The 20,188-nt window shown below is 28.2% G+C and carries 17 protein-coding genes; 13 read left to right on the top strand and 4 right to left on the bottom strand.

All coding sequences use genetic code 11. From position 1 onward, the window contains the following. The first annotated feature begins 1 nt into the window (after position 1). The 4 genes from KQI30_RS05520 (at position 2) to KQI30_RS05505 (ending at position 4,789) form a co-directional block, all read left to right on the top strand. Positions 2–1,267, top strand: coding sequence for an ABC transporter permease (locus KQI30_RS05520; RefSeq protein WP_216462256.1), 1,266 nt, complete (start codon positions 2–4; stop codon positions 1,265–1,267). A gap of 10 nt (positions 1,268–1,277) precedes the next feature. After that, positions 1,278–1,931 carry an ATP-binding cassette domain-containing protein gene (locus tag KQI30_RS05515; RefSeq protein ID WP_216462255.1) on the top strand — a complete coding sequence of 218 codons (654 nt, stop codon included), beginning with the start codon at positions 1,278–1,280 and terminating at the stop codon, positions 1,929–1,931. A gap of 273 nt (positions 1,932–2,204) precedes the next feature. Next, positions 2,205–3,557: an aldehyde dehydrogenase family protein gene (locus tag KQI30_RS05510; protein ID WP_216462254.1), complete on the top strand. Its 1,353-nt coding sequence runs from the start codon at positions 2,205–2,207 to the stop codon at positions 3,555–3,557. A gap of 224 nt (positions 3,558–3,781) precedes the next feature. Next, a complete protein-coding gene (locus KQI30_RS05505; RefSeq protein WP_216462253.1) occupies positions 3,782–4,789 on the top strand; it encodes a hypothetical protein in 1,008 nt (335 codons plus the stop codon). Positions 4,790–4,919: 130 nt separating this feature from the next. Here KQI30_RS05505 and KQI30_RS05500 read toward each other — a convergent pair whose 3' ends face one another. Further along, positions 4,920–6,335 carry an MFS transporter gene (locus KQI30_RS05500; RefSeq protein ID WP_216462252.1) on the bottom strand — a complete coding sequence of 472 codons (1,416 nt, stop codon included), beginning with the start codon at positions 6,333–6,335 and terminating at the stop codon, positions 4,920–4,922. After that, entirely contained in the window at positions 6,332–6,754 is a 423-nt protein-coding gene (locus tag KQI30_RS05495; protein ID WP_216462251.1) for a MarR family winged helix-turn-helix transcriptional regulator, read from the bottom strand. Before KQI30_RS05495 ends, KQI30_RS05500 begins: the two co-directional genes overlap by 4 nt. 312 nt (positions 6,755–7,066) lie before the next feature. Here KQI30_RS05495 and KQI30_RS05490 point away from each other — a divergent pair, with 312 nt between their 5' ends. The 8 genes from KQI30_RS05490 (at position 7,067) to KQI30_RS05455 (ending at position 14,948) form a co-directional block, all read left to right on the top strand. After that, a complete protein-coding gene (locus KQI30_RS05490; protein ID WP_216462250.1) occupies positions 7,067–7,993 on the top strand; it encodes an ABC transporter substrate-binding protein in 927 nt (308 codons plus the stop codon). Between the two features lie 19 nt (positions 7,994–8,012). Continuing rightward, a complete protein-coding gene (locus KQI30_RS05485) occupies positions 8,013–8,774 on the top strand; it encodes an ABC transporter permease (protein WP_216462249.1) in 762 nt (253 codons plus the stop codon). A gap of 20 nt (positions 8,775–8,794) precedes the next feature. After that, positions 8,795–9,553 carry an ABC transporter ATP-binding protein gene (locus KQI30_RS05480; RefSeq protein WP_216462248.1) on the top strand — a complete coding sequence of 253 codons (759 nt, stop codon included), beginning with the start codon at positions 8,795–8,797 and terminating at the stop codon, positions 9,551–9,553. Between the two features lie 15 nt (positions 9,554–9,568). Beyond that, a complete protein-coding gene (locus KQI30_RS05475) occupies positions 9,569–10,564 on the top strand; it encodes an energy-coupling factor ABC transporter permease (protein WP_216462247.1) in 996 nt (331 codons plus the stop codon). Positions 10,565–10,570: 6 nt separating this feature from the next. Continuing rightward, positions 10,571–11,299, top strand: a complete 729-nt coding sequence (locus KQI30_RS05470; protein ID WP_216462246.1) for an energy-coupling factor transporter transmembrane component T family protein — start codon at positions 10,571–10,573, stop codon at positions 11,297–11,299. Between the two features lie 11 nt (positions 11,300–11,310). Continuing rightward, the gene (locus KQI30_RS05465) at positions 11,311–12,042 is read left to right on the top strand and encodes an energy-coupling factor ABC transporter ATP-binding protein (protein ID WP_216462245.1); all 732 of its coding nucleotides are present in this window, start codon (positions 11,311–11,313) and stop codon (positions 12,040–12,042) included. A gap of 26 nt (positions 12,043–12,068) precedes the next feature. Then, positions 12,069–14,099 carry an anaerobic carbon-monoxide dehydrogenase catalytic subunit gene (cooS, locus tag KQI30_RS05460; RefSeq protein ID WP_216462244.1) on the top strand — a complete coding sequence of 677 codons (2,031 nt, stop codon included), beginning with the start codon at positions 12,069–12,071 and terminating at the stop codon, positions 14,097–14,099. A gap of 312 nt (positions 14,100–14,411) precedes the next feature. Next, positions 14,412–14,948: a TIGR00730 family Rossman fold protein gene (locus tag KQI30_RS05455; protein ID WP_216462243.1), complete on the top strand. Its 537-nt coding sequence runs from the start codon at positions 14,412–14,414 to the stop codon at positions 14,946–14,948. A 172-nt stretch (positions 14,949–15,120) separates the two neighbouring features. Here the strand turns inward: KQI30_RS05455 and KQI30_RS05450 are convergent, their stop codons facing one another. After that, on the bottom strand, positions 15,121–17,424 hold the full coding sequence (locus KQI30_RS05450) for a bifunctional diguanylate cyclase/phosphodiesterase (protein ID WP_216462242.1): 2,304 nt from the start codon (positions 17,422–17,424) through the stop codon (positions 15,121–15,123). Positions 17,425–17,665: 241 nt separating this feature from the next. On the opposite strand from KQI30_RS05450, the gene KQI30_RS05445 reads away from it, so the two are divergent. After that, positions 17,666–19,015: an MATE family efflux transporter gene (locus KQI30_RS05445; protein WP_216462241.1), complete on the top strand. Its 1,350-nt coding sequence runs from the start codon at positions 17,666–17,668 to the stop codon at positions 19,013–19,015. Positions 19,016–19,127: 112 nt separating this feature from the next. On the opposite strand, the gene KQI30_RS05440 is transcribed toward KQI30_RS05445, so the two are convergent. After that, a partial coding sequence (locus KQI30_RS05440; protein ID WP_216462240.1) for an IS3 family transposase occupies positions 19,128–20,188 on the bottom strand: 1,061 nt, incomplete at its 5' end.

Genomic DNA, 20,188 nt, shown 5'->3' with positions numbered 1-20,188 from the left:
AGTGTGTATTTTAAAGAATATGACTAAAGGTAAAAATAAGTTTTATAGTTTAATTAATATAGTAATAATGATATTTATGATTTCTTCTACTATTATATTTTTAATAATACATTCAAGTGTTAATAAAGCAATATTAAAATATAAAAATAAACTTGATTTAGAAGTTCAGATAGCAATTGATACAAAAAAGTTAAATGAACTTGGAATTGCAACACAATTAAGTAAAACAAAAGATATTTTTGCTAAGGATTATTTAGAATTTGCAAAATCACAATATGTAGATAAAGTATTGTTTAGTGGTAATACGATGGTACATATTGATGGGATAAATGAGAAAGATAGTGAGTATGAATTATACAATACTAAAATTAGTGTAAATGCTGAAGTTAGTGGATATAGTGATTATAAAAGCTTTCTAGAAGTATCAAATGTAAAGATGAAAGAAGGAACTGTATTTAAAGATGATACAGAATGTGTTATTAGTGAGGCATTTTCACAGTATAATATGTTGAAAATAGGAGATGAATTAACAGTATATAATGGAATTAAGGGGGAAGAAAATAATAGTATAAAATTAAAAGTAGCGGGTATATATCAATATATTCTTAATGAAGATGTCTCTGTTGTTGATACTGTAGAATTTTCTAATGTAGTAACTACATATAACTCTATGGCAAAGTTGGAGGAAGATACAGGTATGGCTAGAATTTATACAAAGGCTAAATTTTTTTTAAAGGATTCTAGTAGTAGAGAAAACTTTGAAAAAGAATTAAGAGATAAGGGGTTAGATGATATATACATAGTTTCTATTGATGAAGAATCATATAGAAAATATATAGTGCCTTTGAATCATATAGATAATTCAGTTTTTACAGCTGCATTTACAATGTTTGCGATAGGAGGAATATTACTTATACTGAATTCAATTTTAGTTCTTAAGAAAATAAAATATAAAATAGTAGTGTTGAGATTAAGTGGAATTTCAAAGTTGAAGATAGCTAAAAGTTTTATATATCAATCATCTATTTGGATTTGTATAGCATTAATTTTAGGAGTTCCATTAGGTATACAGCTATCAAAAGTAGTATTTAATTATATTTTTAATATGAAAAGGAATCTTGATGTTGCATATATATTAAAGTTAAGTATAGATGATGTATTTGCAATAACTTCAGTGTTATTAATAATGTTAATATTAACAAGTGTTATAAAAGTCTATAATATTTTCAAATATAGATTAATGGACATAATTAGTAAGAGAGATTAGGAGCAGTTTAGTGAATATATTAGAAGTAGAAAATCTTAAATATATGAATAAATATATAAATAAATGTATATTAAAAGATATTAATATTAAATTTGAAAAAGGTAAGTTATATGTTATAACAGGTAAGTCAGATTTAGATAGAAGTACGTTACTTGGTGTTATTGCTGGATTAGATAATTATGATAGTGGAAATATTATTTATCAAAATAAAGATTTAAGAACTATAAATAAAGATATATATAGAAATAAATATATAGGTACTATTTTTAAAGATTACAATATAATAAAAGATATCAATGTTTTGGATAATATGTTACTACGTCTTAATAAAAATAATATGAGAGAAGTAGAAGATATTTTGAGTATAGTAGGAATACAGAATGATAAATTATTAAAAAAAGTAGATAAGCTCACAAAAGCAGAAAAGAAAAAGGTTTTTATTGCAAAAGCTTTATGTAATGATCCAGATATAATAATATCTGATGATATCATAGAAGATTGTGATGAAGGTACAACTGAAATTATAATAAATATATTTTGTAAGTTAGCGTATGAATATAACAAATGTATAATAATATCTACCAATTCATATACTTGTGCGACTTATGCTAATGAATTATGGGGAATGAATAATGGAAAGTTAATATATATACGAGGTAAATAAAGTCTTAGTCAAATAAAATAAATGGCTAAGGCTATTTTTATAATGGAATAAAAGGTACCAAAACTTTGTAAGCTGCGTAGAATATATTAGATGTAGATATTTATTATACAAAACAGGACAAAATCAAAGAAGAATGTATAAAAATACATAAATAAATTTATTTAGGTATTGAAGTATTGACAAATAAAACTATAATTAATAATAAGGAGTAAAATATATTCCCAAAAACGTAATATAAAGTTATAAAAAGTCATATATTGGGGAGGAGAATAGATGATGAAATTAGTTAAAGAAGAATCTTTTACTGAGAAGGACGAAGAACTTGGAGTATTTGATAAGATGGAGGATGCTATTGATGCGGTATATGAAGCACAAAAAGTCTATTCTAAGCTTAGCTATAAGAAGAGAAAAGAGATAGTAGATTCATTTAGAAATGGTTTTAGAAAGTATGTAAATGAAGTAAGTGAGATGGCAGTTGAGGAGACTGGCATGGGAAGAGTAGAAGATAAGATATCAAAAACATTATTAGTTTTAGATAAAACTCCTGGTGTTGAAGATTTAAAAACAGAAGTAACTAAAGGCGATGAAGGAATCATATTAGATGAATTTGCGCCATTTGGTGTAATAGGGGCTATAACACCTTCAACAAATCCAATTGCAACTATACTTAATAATGGTATATCAATGCTTTCAGCAGGAAATACAGTAGTATTTTCTCCACATCCAGCAGCTAAGAAAGTGTCTGTCTATGCAGTTAAGTTAATTAACAAGGCCATTAAAGATGTTAGTGGAATGAGTAACTTGATTGTTACAGTAAAAGAACCATCTATTGAAAAAACTAACTTATTATTATCTCATGATAAGATTAAGATGATTTGCGCAACCGGTGGCCCACAAATAGTTAAGATAGCACTATCTTCTGGTAAGAAAGCAATAGGTGCCGGAGCTGGTAATCCACCTGTATTAGTTGATGAAACTGCAGATATAAAAAAGGCTGCAGCAGATATTATTAATGGATGTGCATTTGACAATAATATGCCTTGTATATCAGAAAAAGAAGTAATTGTGGTAGATGAAGTAGCTGATAAATTAAAAGAGTATATGTCTGAAAACAATGCTATGGAATTAAAAGATAAGGAAATAGTAGACAAGCTACAAAATCTAGTTCTAACAAAGGAAGGCAATATTAATAAGAAATGTGTAGGTAAAAATGCTGATTATATAATGAATCAAATTGGAGTTAAAATAGACCCTAATATAAAAGTTGTATTTACAGAAGTTGAAGCAAATCATCCATTTGCAGTAAAGGAATTAATGATGCCAATACTTCCAGTAATCAGAGTTAAAAATATAGATGAAGCAATTAAATTAGGAAAAGAATTGGAACATGGAAATAGACATACAGCAATAATGCATTCAAAGAATATTGATAATCTAAATAGATTTGGAAATGAAATAGAAACAACTATATTTGTTAAAAATGCACCTTCTTATGCCGGTGTTGGATTTGGAAGCGATGGAATAACAACATTTACAATAGCAGGTCCTACTGGTGAAGGATTAACTTCAGCAAAAACTTTCACAAGAAAAAGAAAAAATGTATTATGCCAAAGATTAGTGGATTAATATATTAAATTATAGGTGTTTAAGTAAGTATATGAGGGAGGAGAATGAAGTCCATATGGATGAAGTTTTCCTCTTTTTTATTATATAAGTGAAAATAACAATTATAATACATATAAATACATTACAAAATATGATAAAATATTACTTATCTACTAAAAGTAAAATATTTTAATTATAGAGTAAGAATTATACAAATATAAAAAATAGTAGGGAGTGATATAATTATGATTTTTAAAATAAATAAAAAAGTTGAAGATAGAATACGTGATATTCAAAATAAATTAAGCTATATTTTAAGTGAAGAAGGATTAATAGTTGAAGAAAACTTTGCAATAAATCAGATTTTATATAGAGGATTAGAAGCTATATCTAAAGATTTAAAACAATATGAAGATACAGGTAAATTTAGTACATACATTTTCAATAATTATAAGTGTGTTGAAGAAGATGAAGATACTACTGTTTTGAATGTAGATGACAATTCAGATAAGTTATTAGGATTTTTAAGTATAGAATATATAGAAAAAGTATTTAATGCATCTTTAGAAGATGGAACTATACCAGATTCATCTAACTTTAAAGACGTGTGTTCTATTATAGAGTATTTAGAACCTAAAGAAATTGCAGCATTAGATAATATCATAAAATATTTGTGGAGCGAGTTTATATCTGAAGGTGAAAGATTAGTTTGCACTGGAAAAGTTGAAAATATTGATTTTAAATATGTCTTTGATAATAGTGAAAAATTTATGAATCTTATAAAAAGTTTAGGAGAGTTTAGTGAAGATATAATATCAAAAGATAGATATTATAGTATAGTAGAAAACAATAAAAATCTTTATGAGAATACCGAAGGTGATTTAGCAAGTCAAGATTCTAATAAAGTTTATGAAGAAGATAAAAAAACTTCCGTTACTTATGATTCAACAGCAGTAGTTATGGGATTTATAAAGATGAAAGACTTAGAAGTGTTATTTAATTCTTGTTTAAAAGAAGGATTATATCCAAGTATATTAGATTTACAAGATATGGGATATTCTTTTGCTGGTTGTGGATTAAATATTTTGCAAAACATGGAGTATAAGATAAGTGGATTATGGCATATATTTATAGAACAAATTAAGATATTTATTAGTAAGAATGTTAATGTAGAGATTATTGATTTTAAATATGTATATGAAAATAGTCCTAAGTTTGAGGCTATGATTCAATCAATAAATGATGAGGAATAATAAAAGTTATAGAAGGAGTATTTACAATTCCAATCAATTTGCAATTTCAATAACAATGTGAACTGACAACTGTGCCCTGCACTTCTATTTTGCTGAAAAAACTGCCACACTAATTTGTGCGGCAGTTTATTTAAAGTTTACGCCTTGCATTTTTCATTCTTAAAAAGGTTAATAGGGCTCCGATTAAACAGATTAGTCCCGCAACTACATACACCCATCTCATTCCATATATGAATGCATCATTTCTTTCTGGTATATAGGTTGTAACATGATAACCAACTTTAGTACTCATTTTTGTATATAAAAGAGTTGTAGATAATGCAGTTCCGCTAATAATACCTATATTTCTAATAAGGGCATTGATACTCCCGGCAACCCCTAACTTATTTTTTTCAACAGTAGACATTACGAGAGAATTATTTGGAGATTGAAATGCTCCCATTCCAATAGACATAATTATAATAAATAAAATCATATTTATTACTGATGAATTTACATTTAATGAAGCCATTAAAAATAATCCTACACTTGTAGATACTAATCCTATAAGTGTTAATATTTCAGAACCAATTTTATCTGATAAGCTACCACTAACTGGTGCTACAACTGTTAATATTAAGGGATATGCCATAAGAATCATACCAGCTTTTTGTGGTGAATAATCCATTACATCTTGAAGGTAAAATGGCAATATAGTATTATGACAGAATATTGCTACGAAACTGATGAATCCGCAGAAAATACTTAACGAAAATAATTTATTTTTAAATATATCTAATTGCATTAATGGAGATTCTAATTTTCGTTCAACAACAATGAATATAATAAATGCAATAATTGAGATAATAAATCCACAAATGATTAATGGTGAAGTAAATCCAATACTAACACCTTCGTTTAATGAAATAAATAAAGGAACCATTGTAAATATAAATAGGATAGAACCTACAATATCAATTTTTTCATTATTTTTGTGTGTGGACTTTGGAAGTAATTTAAATGCAAAAATTAGTCCTATTATTCCAATAGGAACATTTATTAAGAAGATGTATTCCCAACTAGTAGCACCTACGATAATACCTCCTAATCCAGGACCAACTAAAGAACCTAATGCTACTGCTGTTCCAGAAAGCCCCAGTGCTTTTCCTCTTTCATTTTCAGGGAATATTTCAGTTATAATACCTTGATTATTTGCCATGGTTCCAGCAGCACCAATTCCTTGTATTATTCTTGAAAAAATCAATACAGGGAATGAATGTGAGATTCCACATAATAATGATCCAATTGTAAAAAATAACATACCAATTCTAAACATTCTAGTTTTACCAAACATATCACCAAGACGTCCAAATATTAAAATAATTCCAACAATAACAATTAAGTAACTTGTTACTACTAATTGAATTTTAGATGTTGTAACTCCTAAAGCTTTTGCCATGTTAGGTAGAGCAACATTTACAATACTACCATCTAAGGTGCACATAAATACAGCTAATACTACTATAATAAATATAGTCCACTTTTTAACATCTTTTGATTCTTTCACTTTACTCCCTCCATTTTTCGTAATACTTGTGTTTTTTCAAAGATTTTTTCTAAAGAAGCCATAGTAATATCTAACTCTTTTTCACTTAAATCTTCTGTTATCAATCCAATTATTGAATCAATTTCCCTATGTAATTCGGGTATAATTTTTTTTGCTTTTTTAGTTAAGTATAATTTGTATGCTCTGCTATCTTGCTCATCTTGTTGTCTATATATAAAGTCATTTTCAATTAATTTATTAATGGTTCTTGTAGACATTGCTTTATCATTACCAATTTCATTACTAATTTTTATTTGGCTGATGCCTTCATTTTTTTCTAATGTAAATATATAAGGATAAGCACCACTAGTTAAATTATATTTTTTTAATACTTTATCTAAATAGCTTTGAGTATTTCTAAAAATTTTATTATTAAACATTATAAAGGATTTAATGTATATACACCTCCTAAACTCAATTGATTAGTCAACAATGTCATAAATGTTATTTTATTACTTTTTGATTGACTAGTCAATTAAATTATTTTTTGTAGTATCTAGACATAAAGATATTATAAAAAGTTAAGTTAGTGAGTAATTAGAATATTATTCAATAATATATAAATAAATTCTATTGAAATAAAATAATTACAAAATGGTTGATAAATGTAAAATATGGTGATACAATTTTAAACATAGTATTTTTATAAGAAAAGTGTGTTTTAATCAATTAAAGTGATGAGGAGTGGTGAAATGAAGAAATATAAAAAGATAATACTAGCGGTAGTTATATCAATGATGGTTTCACTATTAGGTTCTTGTAAAGGCAATGAGCAACAAGTAAAGAATTCTATAAAGATAGGGTATCTACCAATAACACATTCGTTACCACTATATGTAGAGAAGAAAGTAGAAAAGGAAAATATAGAGCTTGTTAAGTTTGGATCATGGCCAGAACTTATGGATGCATTAAACTCTGGAAAAATAGATGGTGCTTCAGTACTAATAGAGTTAGCGATGAAGGCAAAAGTGCAAGGAATAGATTTGAAAGCTGTTGCCCTTGGACATAGTGATGGAAATGCAGTGATAGTAAACGAAAAAATAAAAAATGTGAAGGAGTTAAAAGGAAAAACTTTTGCAATTCCTAATAAGTTATCTACTCACTATATTTTGTTATACGAGATGTTAAAAAAAGAAAATATGAGTTTGAAAGATATAAATATTGTTGAGCTTCCACCATCTGAGATGGCAGTGGCGTTATTAGAAAAAAGAATAGATGGATATTGTGTTGCAGAACCATTTGGAGCAAAGGCTGTTGTAAATGGTAATGGAAAGGTATTAAAACAATCTTCTGATATTATTCCTAATTCGATTTGTTGCGCATTAGTTTTTAGAGGAGATTTTATAAAAGAAAGAAATGAAAAAGCAAAAGAGATAGTAGAAAAATATAGCGCAGCAACAGAGGATTTGAGTAATGAAAAAGAAAGAAGAACTCGTGCAAAAGAGTTTCTTAGTATCCAAGATACTGTCTTAAGCGAATCTTTAGGATGGATATCTTATGATAAGTTAAAGATTGAGGAAGAAGATTATAATAGAATATCACAGTATTTAAAAGAAATGAAGTTGTTAGATAATACACCAACTTATGATGAGTTTGTAGATAATTCTTTATTAGAATAAGAACAATAGGAGGTTGGAGATGAAAAAAAGTAAAAAGTTTATAAACGTTATTATATCTATTGGAATATTAGTTTTATTATGGAGTATAGCATCTATGACAGGAAAGGATGGAAGAATTATCATACCATCACCAGTAGATGTAGCAAAAGCAATAAAGGAAATGATAGATGATGGAATTTTATTTAATTATATTGGAATAAGTCTATATAGATTTTTCTTAGGATATTCTGTAGCAGTAGTTGTAGCTATATTTTTAGGACTGTTATTAGGATGGTATGGAAAGGCATGGGATATTGTAAATCCAATAGTACAACTTTTAAGACCTATATCACCAACAGCGTGGTTTCCTTTTATAGTAATTATTTTTGGAATAGGTAATTTACCTGCAATAGTAATAATATTCATAGCTGCTTTCTTCCCTGTATTATTATCTACAGTTTCAGCAGTTAAGAAGATGGACAAAATATACTTAAAAATAGCAAGCAATTTTGGGATTAAAGGTTTTAGGTTAATGACAAAGGTAGTATTGCCAGCAATATTCCCTGTAATAATAAATGCAATGCATATTGCTTTAGGAAGTGCATGGATTTTTCTTGTTGCAGGAGAAATGGTAGGAGCTCAATCAGGACTTGGATATTTAATAATTGATGCTAGAAATAATCTTAGATATGATATGTTGTTAGCTGGAATAGTATTTATAGGTGTTATAGGACTTATTTTAGATAAAGCTATAGAAGTAGTAGAGAAAAAAATAGGTTCTAAATGGGGAAATGCGTATTAAATTTAAAAGGGGGCTTTTTTATGAGTATTAAAGTAAAAGATGTATCGAAAATTTTTAATAATACTAAGGTAATTGATAATATAAATATAGATATAGATGAAGGAGATTTTGTATGTCTTTTAGGACCTAGTGGTTGTGGGAAAAGTACCTTATTAAATATGATGGCTGCTTTTGATAAACCTACTGAAGGAAAAATATATATTAATGATGTAGAAGTAGATAAGCCCACAATAGAAAGAGTAACAATATTTCAGAATTATGGATTATTACCATGGAGAACAGTAGAGAGAAATATTGAGTTTGGATTAGAAACATTAAAGATGTCTAAAGTGGAGAAGAAAACTGTTGTAGATAAATATATTAGATTAGTTGGTTTAGAAAAGTTTAAAAATCATTATCCAAATCAATTATCAGGAGGAATGCAACAAAGAGTTGCTATTGCTAGAGCTCTTGCGGTGAAACCAAAGATTTTATTTATGGATGAACCTTTTGGTGCATTAGATCCTGTTATAAGAAGCAATCTTCAAGAAGAGATAAGAAATATATGGAGAGAAGAGGGAATAACAATTATTTTTGTTACTCATGATGTAGAGGAGGCAGTATATCTTGGAAGTAAGATAGTTATTATGTCGCCGCACCCAGGCAGGATTAGAAAGGTAATTAGCAGAGATAACAAGAAACCAATAGAAAAATTAAGTGAAGAATTCTACCAATTAAAGAGTACTATTATAAATGTTTTGGAGGAAAATTCTAGAGATAGCATAGAGTATTATATATAAAAAGGGGGAAGAAGTATGCATATGGCAGATGCGCTTATAACACCAGAAGTAGGGGCTGCAATGATAGCATCAACAGTTGGAGTTACTTTATATTCTACAAAAAAGGTAAGGGGAGAATCAGAATTTGATAAGAAAATACCGCTTATGGGCGTTGTAGGTTCTTTTGTTTTTGCAGCACAGATGATTAATTTCACTATACCGGGGACAGGTTCTAGTGGACATATCGGTGGAGGATTGTTACTTGCAGCACTTTTAGGTCCTGAGGCTGGATTTTTAACGATACTATCTATTTTATTGATACAAGCATTGTTTTTTGGAGATGGAGGATTAATAGCGTTAGGGTGTAATGCTATTAATATGGGATTCTTTAGTTGCTTTATTGGATATAAGCTGATATATAATAAAATTTTAAGTAAAGGTTATTCAAAAAAAAGAATATATTTTGCGTCAATTTTAGCTGTAATAATTAGTTTACAGCTAGGGGCATTTAGTGTAGTAATTGAGACTTTATTGTCAGGAATAACAGAGTTGCCATTTAAAACATTTTTAATGTTTATGCAACCAATTCATTTTGCTATAGCCATAGTTGAAGGAATAATTACTGCATTTGTAGTAAGTTTTGTTTGGAGTCATAGACCAGAGTTAGTAGAGAAAAATACAAGTAATATTGTAAGCACACAAGGAAGAAAAAAAGTAGCTATTATATTTTTAGCAGTTGCTTTAATAGTTGGTGGTGGCGTTTCACTTATTGCATCATCAAATCCTGATGGTCTAGAGTGGTCTATATTAAAAACTTCAGGGAAAGAAGAGATAGTGCGAAATAATGAAATTCAAGATAAGGTAGCGGCAATTCAAGAAAAAACTGCTATTTTACCAGATTACAATTTAGATAGTAAAGTATCCAGTAGAGGAGGTACTACTGTAGCAGGTATTATTGGAGTGGCAATAACTACATTATTTGTTACCGTAATTGGATTATTATTAAAAAAGAGAAAAGTCATAAAGGAATAAAATAAGATGGGAGATCTTAGTAAAGCTATATATAATATAAGAAAAATTGATGAGTTAGGAAAAGAAGATACTATAATTCACAAAATTAATCCTATGATAAAGATTATAGTTACATTAGCTTATGTTATAAAAGTAATTTCTATTAAGGAATTTTTATTTGAAGATATTATTGTTATATTAGCATATTCTATATTTATATTTATTTTTGCTAAGATACCAGTAAATATAATTTTACGAAAATTAATATTTGTATTACCTGTTGTATTAGGAGTAATAACTATAAATCTTATTATAGATTTTTCATATAAGGAAATCATATATTCTTTATTGTTGCTATTTAAATGTACATTTTCGTTAATAGGGACATTACAACTTTTAGCAACTACAACTATAAATGATTTAGCTTTAGCAATGAAAAAATTAAAAGTTCCAAAAGTTTTAATTTCTACGCTACTTATGATTTATAGATATATATTAGTACTAATGGAGGAAGGGTATAGAATAAAATCTGCATATCAATTAAGAACAATGGGCAAAAAATCTATGACTATTAGTGATTGGGGCATTATAATGGGAAGATTACTTTTAAGGACTATAGATAGATCTGAACAAGTATATTCGGCTATGATAATGAGAGGATTTCATGGGGAATACTACAGTGGAGAAATTCATAAAGTTAATAGTATAGATTTAGTCTATTGTTTTGTTATAATTGGTATTTTTATTCTATTCTAGGGAGAAATTTTATGGAAAAATATATATTGGATATAGAAAAAGTAACTTATAAGTATCCAGATGGATATAAGGCTATAAAAGATATTTCTTTTAAAGTTAAGGATGGTGAAAAAGTTGGCTTAATAGGAGCTAATGGAGCAGGAAAATCGACAATATTACAACTTATTGCGGGACTCTATTTTTGCAATGAAGGAAAAATCGTTGTAGATAATATGGAAGTAAATAAAAAAACTTTAAAGGAAATAAGAAAAGGTTTAGGTTTTGTATTTCAAGAATCAGATAATCAATTATTTATGAATACTGTATATGAAGATATAGCATTTGGACTTAGAAGTAATAAGGTTTCAGAAGAAGATATTAATATAAATATTACAGATATTTTAAATAAATTATCTATAGATAAGCTAAAAGATAAGGAAATATACAAATTATCAGGAGGACAAAAAAAGATTGCATCAATAGCTGGTATTCTTGTAATGAAGCCAAAAATAATTTTAATGGATGAGCCAACGTCATCACTGGACCCAAAGTCTAGGAGAACTGTGATTAATATAATAAATAGTATTAATAAAACTTTTATTATAGCTACACATGATTTAGATATGATTTTGGATTGTTGTGAAAAGGTAATAATATTACAAGATGGTAAAGTTATTGCAGAAGGAAAGTCACAAGAGCTTCTTAGAGATAAGGAGATTTTAGAAAAAGCAAATTTAGAATTACCATTATCATTTCAAAGATAAAACATTAAAAAGAGGGGGCAAATATTTTGTTTAAATTAAGAAGAAGTAAGGCGAAATATCATCATGAAGTTTTAGGGGGACACCATAATGGTCATCATCATAGCCATGGTGGAGGAAGTAATGTAAATGATTATTTAGAAGCAGTAGCAGAATATAGAAAGACGTTTCCATCAAAGCAGGATGTATTAGATAAAACTCCAGATCCAGCAGTAAGAGAAATGCTTTTGCATATGGAACAAATAGGGTGTGATACTGCTTTTGATAGATTTGATAAGCAACAACCACAATGTAGTTTTGGTATTGCTGGTGCCTGTTGTAAGATATGTTATATGGGACCTTGTAAGATAACTAAGAAAAGTCCTAGAGGTGTTTGTGGGGCCGATGCTGATCTTATAGTTGCAAGAAACTTTACTCGTGCATTAGCTGGTGGGGTAGCTGCACATGGAGCCCATGCAAGAGAAGTAATCCTTGCACTTAAATCTGCAGCAGAAGGAAAGTTAGATTTGCCAATAATCGGTGAAGAAAAAGTAATTAACACAGCAAAACAATTTGGAATATATGAAGAAGGAAAAACAGTAAAAGAATTAGCATCAAAATTAGCAGATATACTTTTAGATGATTTATCAAGAACAATTCCTGATGAAAATAAGACAATAAAGGCTTGTGCACCAGCAGAAAGACAAAAGGTATGGAGTGATTTAGGTATTATTCCAATAAGTGCTTATCATGAAGTGTTTGAAGCATTACATAGAACTGGTGCTGCTACTGATGGAGATGCTGATAATGTGCTACAACAATTTTTAAGATGTGGACTTGCATTTGTGTTTTCTGGAGTGGTAGGTTCAGCAATTGCGACAGATAGTCTTTTTGGAATAGGAAATAGAACAACATCAAGAGTTAATGTTGGGGCTCTCAAAAAGGGATATGTAAATATTGCAGTGCATGGACATTCACCAGTGCTTGTTAGTGAAATAGTGAAGCAAGGGCAAAGTGAAGAGTTTATTAAGTTAGCAAAAGAAAATGGAGCAAAGGGAATTCAATTTTATGGAATATGTTGTTCAGGTCTTTCAGCGATGTATAGATATAATGGGGTAATCCCATTATCTAATGCAGTAGGTGCAGAAATGGTTTTAGGTACAGGGGCTTTAGATCTTTGGGTTGCTGATGTTCAAGATGTATTTCCATCTATAATGGATGTTGCAAATTGTTTCAAAACTACAGTGGTAACAACTAGTGATTCAGCAAGACTTCCAGGAGCAGAACATTATGCTTATGATCATGAACATAGTAATTTAAATGAAACTACGAAGATTGCAAGAAAGATAGTTACAAGAGCTATTGAAAGTTTTAAAGAAAGACAGGGTATACCAGTATTTATACCTCCATATGAAGTAGAAGCAGAGGTAGGATTTTCTGTAGAATATATTGAAAGTCTTTATGGAAGTGTAAAACCTATTGCAGATGCTTTAAACAATGGTGATATACTTGGAATTGTCAATGTTGTTGGATGTAATAATCCAAGGGTAATTTATGAAAAAGCTACAGTAGATGTAGTAACTAAGTTAATAGAGAATAATGTTTTGATTTTGACTAATGGATGTGCTTCATTCCCATTGTTAAAATTAGGATTTTGTAATACATCTGCATTGAAAAAGACAGGGGAAAAGCTAAGAGGATTTTTAGAAAAAGATAATTTACCACCAGTATGGCATGTTGGTGAATGTATTGATAATGCAAGATCATCAGAATTCTTTGCTAAGATAGCAGCAGAATCAGGACATGATATAAAAGATATGCCATATGGTTTATCAAGTCCAGAATGGTCTAATGAAAAAGGAATAGGTGCGGCACTTGGATTTAGATTATTTGGAATCAATTCTTATCATTGTGTACATGCACCAGTACAAGGATCAGATAAAGTTACAGAGTTTATAACTGAAGGAACAAAGAAAACATTGGGATCAAGTATGAAGGTAAACACAGATCCAGATGCCTTAGCAGATTTGATAATATCAGATTTGAAGGAAAAGAGAAAAGCATTGGGATGGGAAATATAGATACAGTGCATGGATCAGTGCACAGTTTTCAGTGCACAGTGCGCAGTTGTTGATGAAATTCCCTTTGGGAAATTTCTGAAATTTTAAGTGCCTAATTTTGTGCTATAGTATAGGCTAGTTTTTAAGGTATTGGTGTTTGAGATAGAACCATTACAGGGGGCTAATGAAGGTTTTACCTTCATGTAGCTTGTATTAGGAACTCTCATGATTTGTGAAAAACAACACTTAAGTATAATAGTTTTACATACGCACTAAGTATATGCATTAATACAATTGTGAAATGTGAAATTCGATAATGAAAGGAAATTAATAATGAATATAACAGTTTATCTTGGAGCAAATGAAGGAAATGATCCTTCGTTAAAAATAGCTATAAGAGAACTTGGAAAATGGATTGGTGAAAGTGGAAATACTCTTATATATGGTGGTTCAAAAACAGGATTGATGGGAGAGATAGCAGAAAGTGTACTTGCTTCTGGCGGTGAAGTAACGGGGGTAGAACCACAATTTTTTATAGATTCAGAATTTCAACATGAGTCTTTAACACAGCTCATTGTCACAAAAGACATTGTTGAAAGAAAAACTAAGATGATTGAACTTGGTGAGGCATTTATAGCATTTCCTGGTGGAACAGGAACATTAGAGGAAATATCAGAGATTATTTCTAAAGTATCACTAAAGTATCTTGATTCACCATGTATTATATATAATCTAAATAATTACTATGATGGTTTAAAGATATTATTGGAACATATGATTCAAATGGGACTATCATCAAAAGAAAGACAAGAAGGAATCTATTTTGTCAAGAATCTTGATCAAATAAAAGAAATACTGTCAGGACGATAAATTCTAGTTTGAAAAATATTTTGGTTTAATCATATATGAATAATTTAGAAGGTAAGAAATTGAAAAATATCTAATTGTAAATTGTAAAAGGAGTTGTCGCACAAATAAAAGGACCCATCGCTAATAAATCTTCATTTGTTAACGCGACAGACCCTTTATTATTAAAAGTTTATTATAGCATTTTTTGTAGTTCATCAAAGGTAACTGGTTTAGAAAAGTAGTAGCCTTGGAAATAATCACAATCAATATCTTTTAGTCTACTAAATTGTGATGAGGTTTCAACACCTTCAATAACTACTTTCATATTTAATAAGTGAGCTATATTGTTTATATTTTTAATGATGCTAAAAGATAGTTTATCTTCCTTATCAATAAAAATTTTATCAATTTTTAATATATCTAATTTATATTTTCTTAAGTAATTAAAAGATGCATATCCAGTTCCAAAGTCATCTAATGCAATTTTTGATCCGTATTTATGCAATAGGTGAATATTATCATATACTGCTACATTTTCATCTAAGATAATTGATTCAGTTATTTCAAAACATAAGTTGTTAAAATTAATATTATATTTATCTATTATCTTTTTTACATTAGTAACAAAATTAACATCAATTAATTGAGTTGGTGAAATATTTATACTAATTTGCAGTGAACTGTTGTTTTTATAAAGATCATCAAAGTCTTTACATACTTTTTCGATTATCCAGTATCCTATAGGAATAATTTCTCCAATTTCTTCGGCACAATTAATAAAATCCATAGGTGGAATAAATCCTAGGTCTTTATTGTTCCAACGTATAAGTGCTTCTACCTTTTCGATTTTTTTTGATTTGTTTACAATCGGTTGATAATAAATAGAAAATTCGTTTCTATTTATAGCATTTCTTAATTGAAATTTTATATCTTCTATTCTTTTTATTTTATTGTAAGTATCGTTATCGAAAAGTAGTAAATGATTACTATCAGTATTTTTCTTATTACTATACATCATAAAATCACTTTTTTGGATTAACTTATCAAAGCTGTCACCATCACGAGGATATATAGATGCACCAGCTGAAAATTCAACAATTATATTAGTATTATTAAAAGGGATTGGTTTTAGAAATTGCGGTAAAACGATAGTGTTGTAAAAGTTAAGTAATTCTTCATCATTGGTATACTTATCATATATTACAACAAATTCATCACCAGAATATCTAGTTACAATTCCTTTGTTTTTAAAAATATTTTTTAATGAATTACTAAAGTTAATTAGTAATTGATCTCCAGCATTATGACCAAGTGAATCATTGACATATTTAAAGTTATTTAAATCAATAAAAAGCAGTGCAAATGATTTGTTATTTTTTATTAAAGAAGATCCTATATTTAAAAGCATTTTTCTATTTGGCAAAGATGTAAGCTCATCATGATAAATTAAAAATTGTATCTTTTTATCAAAAGAGTTGCTTAAAGATTCAGATATAGATTCTAATTGTTTAAATTCACTATTTAAATCTAAAGTTATATCAACAGTATTCTCTTCTAAATTTTTAAGAAGTAGTTTGAGTTTATCTAGAGAGTGCATAACTGGTGTAAGTACTATAGATAAAATTTTTATTACAACAAGAGATGCTAATATACCTACTATAATTAATATTATTGCTACAATTTTATTTATTAAGTTAATTTGTTTTTTATATAATGTTAGGTTTTTATTAAAAGTAAAAATAATATTTAATTTATTGTCTAAAACACTATCGTGGTAAATTAGTGAATTATTAGTATAGATATTATCTGAATTAAGTATAGCGTCTTTTGACAAATATTTAGAATTATCTAAACTTACATATGAATTAAGTTTACCTAGGTAAAAGTTAGAATCTATATGTTCTAATAAATCTTGTACAAATATATCTAAAACAACAGCACCTAAAGGTTCTTTCATGTTTTCAGAATATATGTTTTCTACAACGCTTATAATATATTTATTTGTATTTATATCTTTGTGTAGATTTGTAATAAATGGTCTATCTAAATTGTATGAATAGGTATCTTCATAAAGCCAAGGATAATTATCTTTATTTAGTTGTTCATATAAATGACCGTTGGAAAATAAATAATTACCTTGTAGGTTTATTATATTTATAGTTTGTATAAATGAAAAAGGTTCTAGTATTTTTTCAAATAAGTTAATTTGACTTTCCATAATATCTATATCTTCATTTGTAGATATAGTATTATTTCTGTTGTTATATAATACTTCTATTATTTTTTCATCGGAACTTACTTTTTCAGTAGTAGCTTTTAAAATGTAAATAATATCATCAATAGTTGAGATACTTTGGTTATGATAAGTATCTCCAATATATTGGGATAACTTATTATAACTAGATGTTACTAATACGACATTTAAAATTATAAAAAATGATATAAGTGATAAAATTATTGCTGTGACTTGTAAGTTTATCTTTTTTGAAATTTTCAAGTTTATTCACTCCATAAATTTATTTTAGTGATAACTATATTATTTTAATATATTTATAAATAAAATGAAAATTATTTTAAAAAAATTTGATATATTTATAAATAATATGCTATGTTAAGTAATTGAAATTTACTTGTTAATAATGTAGATTTATATATGAAGGTGCCAGATATTGATAATAAAGTTATCTAATAAAATATGTGGATTTTTTCATCAAGGGAAGGAATGGAAGTGATATAAAGTGAAGAATTTAGAAGTTGATTTATTAAAAGGAAAGATTTTAAGTGCCTTAATTATATTTGCAATTCCCCTTTTTATATCAAATTTATTTCAGCAGTTATATAATACTGTTGACATAATGATAGTTGGAAATTATTTAGGAGATATGTCTTTGGCAGCAATAGGAGCTTGTGCTGCTATATATGAGTTATTAGTAGGATTTGCTCTTGGGGTAGGCAATGGGCTTAGTATAGTAACTGCAAGAAGTTATGGAGCAAAAGATGAGAACTTAGTGAAAAAATCAGTAGCAGGTTCTTTAGTAATAGGCATAGGAATAACTATTATATTAATGATTATATCTAAATTATTTTTATTACCATTATTAAGATTATTAAATACACCTTCAAATATTATAAAGGAATCATATTCATATATTTTTACCGTATGCATATTTGTTGGTGTAATGTTTTTATATAACCTTTGTGCTGGAGTTTTAAGAGCTATTGGCAATAGTATTATGCCATTAGTATTTCTTATAGTATCTTCAGTATTAAATATTGGACTAGATATATTATTTATTACGAAGTTTAATATGGGAATTAAGGGAGCCGCTATTGCAACAGTTATTGCTCAGGGAATTTCAGCGATATTTTGCATAATATATATTTATAAAAAGTGTCCAATTCTTATACCAAGAAAAGAACATTTTACTTTTGATAAGGAATTATATAAAGAATTGTTAGGACAAGGTCTATCAATGGGAATTATGTTACTTATTGTTTCAGCTGGTACAGTTATATTACAAACTGCCATTAATAATTTAGGATATTTAATAATTGCAGGACATACAGCAGCACGTAAACTTAATAGTTTTGCAATGATACCTGTATCATCTTTATCAATGAGCCTTGCAACATTTGTATCGCAAAATAAGGGAGCTGATCAGAAGGAAAGAATAAGAGAAGGTGTTCGTTATGCCAATATAATAGCAATAGTTTGGGGTGTTATTGTTACTATTCTTTTAATATTTTCAGCACCAGTACTTATGAAGGCATTATCAGGATCAAGTGAGGATATAGTAATAAATAATGGAGTAAGGTATTTGTTATGGAATTCACCTTTTTATGCAGTGCTTGGTATATTATTAAACCTAAGAAATGCACTACAAGGAATAGGAGAAAAGTTATTACCATTAGTATCAAGTATCATTGAGTTTTTTGGTAAGATAGTATTTGTAATGATATTTATACCGAGTCTTAAGTATTTTGGAGTAATTATTTGTGAACCAGTAGTATGGTGCTGCATGTGTTTACAATTAGCATATTCATTTTATAGAAATCCTTATTTAAGAGAAGAAAAGAAAATTAGATAGTATAAAGCATAGGAGCTGTTACACAAAGAAAAGTGATCTGACTCCTGTCAAGTAGACAATCAAAATAAATAAAAGATATATGATGATGCGACTACGTTGTTAGTCGCATTTATCATGATGCTCTTTTTTTCTTTGCTTCTAATTCTGCTTTATAAGCAAGTATTCTCTTATTTTCTGGTATCGGATATTGAATAGGGGTTTCTGTCGCTAATGCAGCAGTTCTAACTTCCATAGGAGCTAAGTTATTAAACCTTTCTTGATACCTATTGTTATTATAATAGTCTATAAATTCCTTTATAGCTTTTCTTAATTCATCTTCATTTTTAAAATCATTAATATAATACATTTCTGATTTTATAATCCCCCAAAAACCTTCGGTAGGACCATTATCAATACAACACCCTACACGTGACATTGATTGTGTTAGTCCGTCTTTCTTAAGCTTATTTATATATTCCTTACTTGTATATTGAAATCCTCGATCACTATGCAATAACGGCGTAGCCTTCGGATTATTTTTTAATGCAAGATTATATGTATCCAAAACTAATTTATTATCATTTCTATTACTTAGAACATATGACACTACAGATTTATCATAAAAATCTAAAATAGCACTTAGATATAACTTCTTAGTACTCATTGGTATTTTAAATTCTGTTACATCTGTTCCCCATTTTTCATTTGGTTTAGTAGCTTCAAATTCTCTATGTAGTATATTTTCAGCAATTGTTTGTACAGTAGATGAACGATATGGTTTTCTTTTTTTTCGGATTTCAGCCTTTATTCCAAGAAACTTCATAATACGCTGGATTCTTTTCTTACTGTAATTTTTGTTTTTGTCTCGATTAATATAATTACGCATTCTTCTATAACCAAGCGTACGCTTGAACTTTTCATGATATTCTTGAATCCATAGAGCAATTTGTTCATTCTCTAATTCTTCTTCCGTTTTTTCTCGATTGCACCATTTATAATATCCTGATCTTGAAACTTCTAACTTAGCGCACATCCAATTGATACTCCAATCTTTGGCTTTATAAAAATATTGAATAGTTAAATACTTAGGCTCTAATTTCCCGCGGGCTAAAATCGCCTCCTTTCGAATTCCTTCACTTTTTTTAACAGTTCTACCACCATATCTTTTTCTTCTAGCTGACGCTTTAAACGTAT

It is taken from the genome of Clostridium bornimense, assembly GCF_018917145.1.
Classification (GTDB): domain Bacteria; phylum Bacillota; class Clostridia; order Clostridiales; family Clostridiaceae; genus Clostridium_AN; species Clostridium_AN bornimense_A.
Note: the sequence above shows the minus strand (reverse complement) of the source record. Positions and strands in the feature narration are given on the sequence as shown.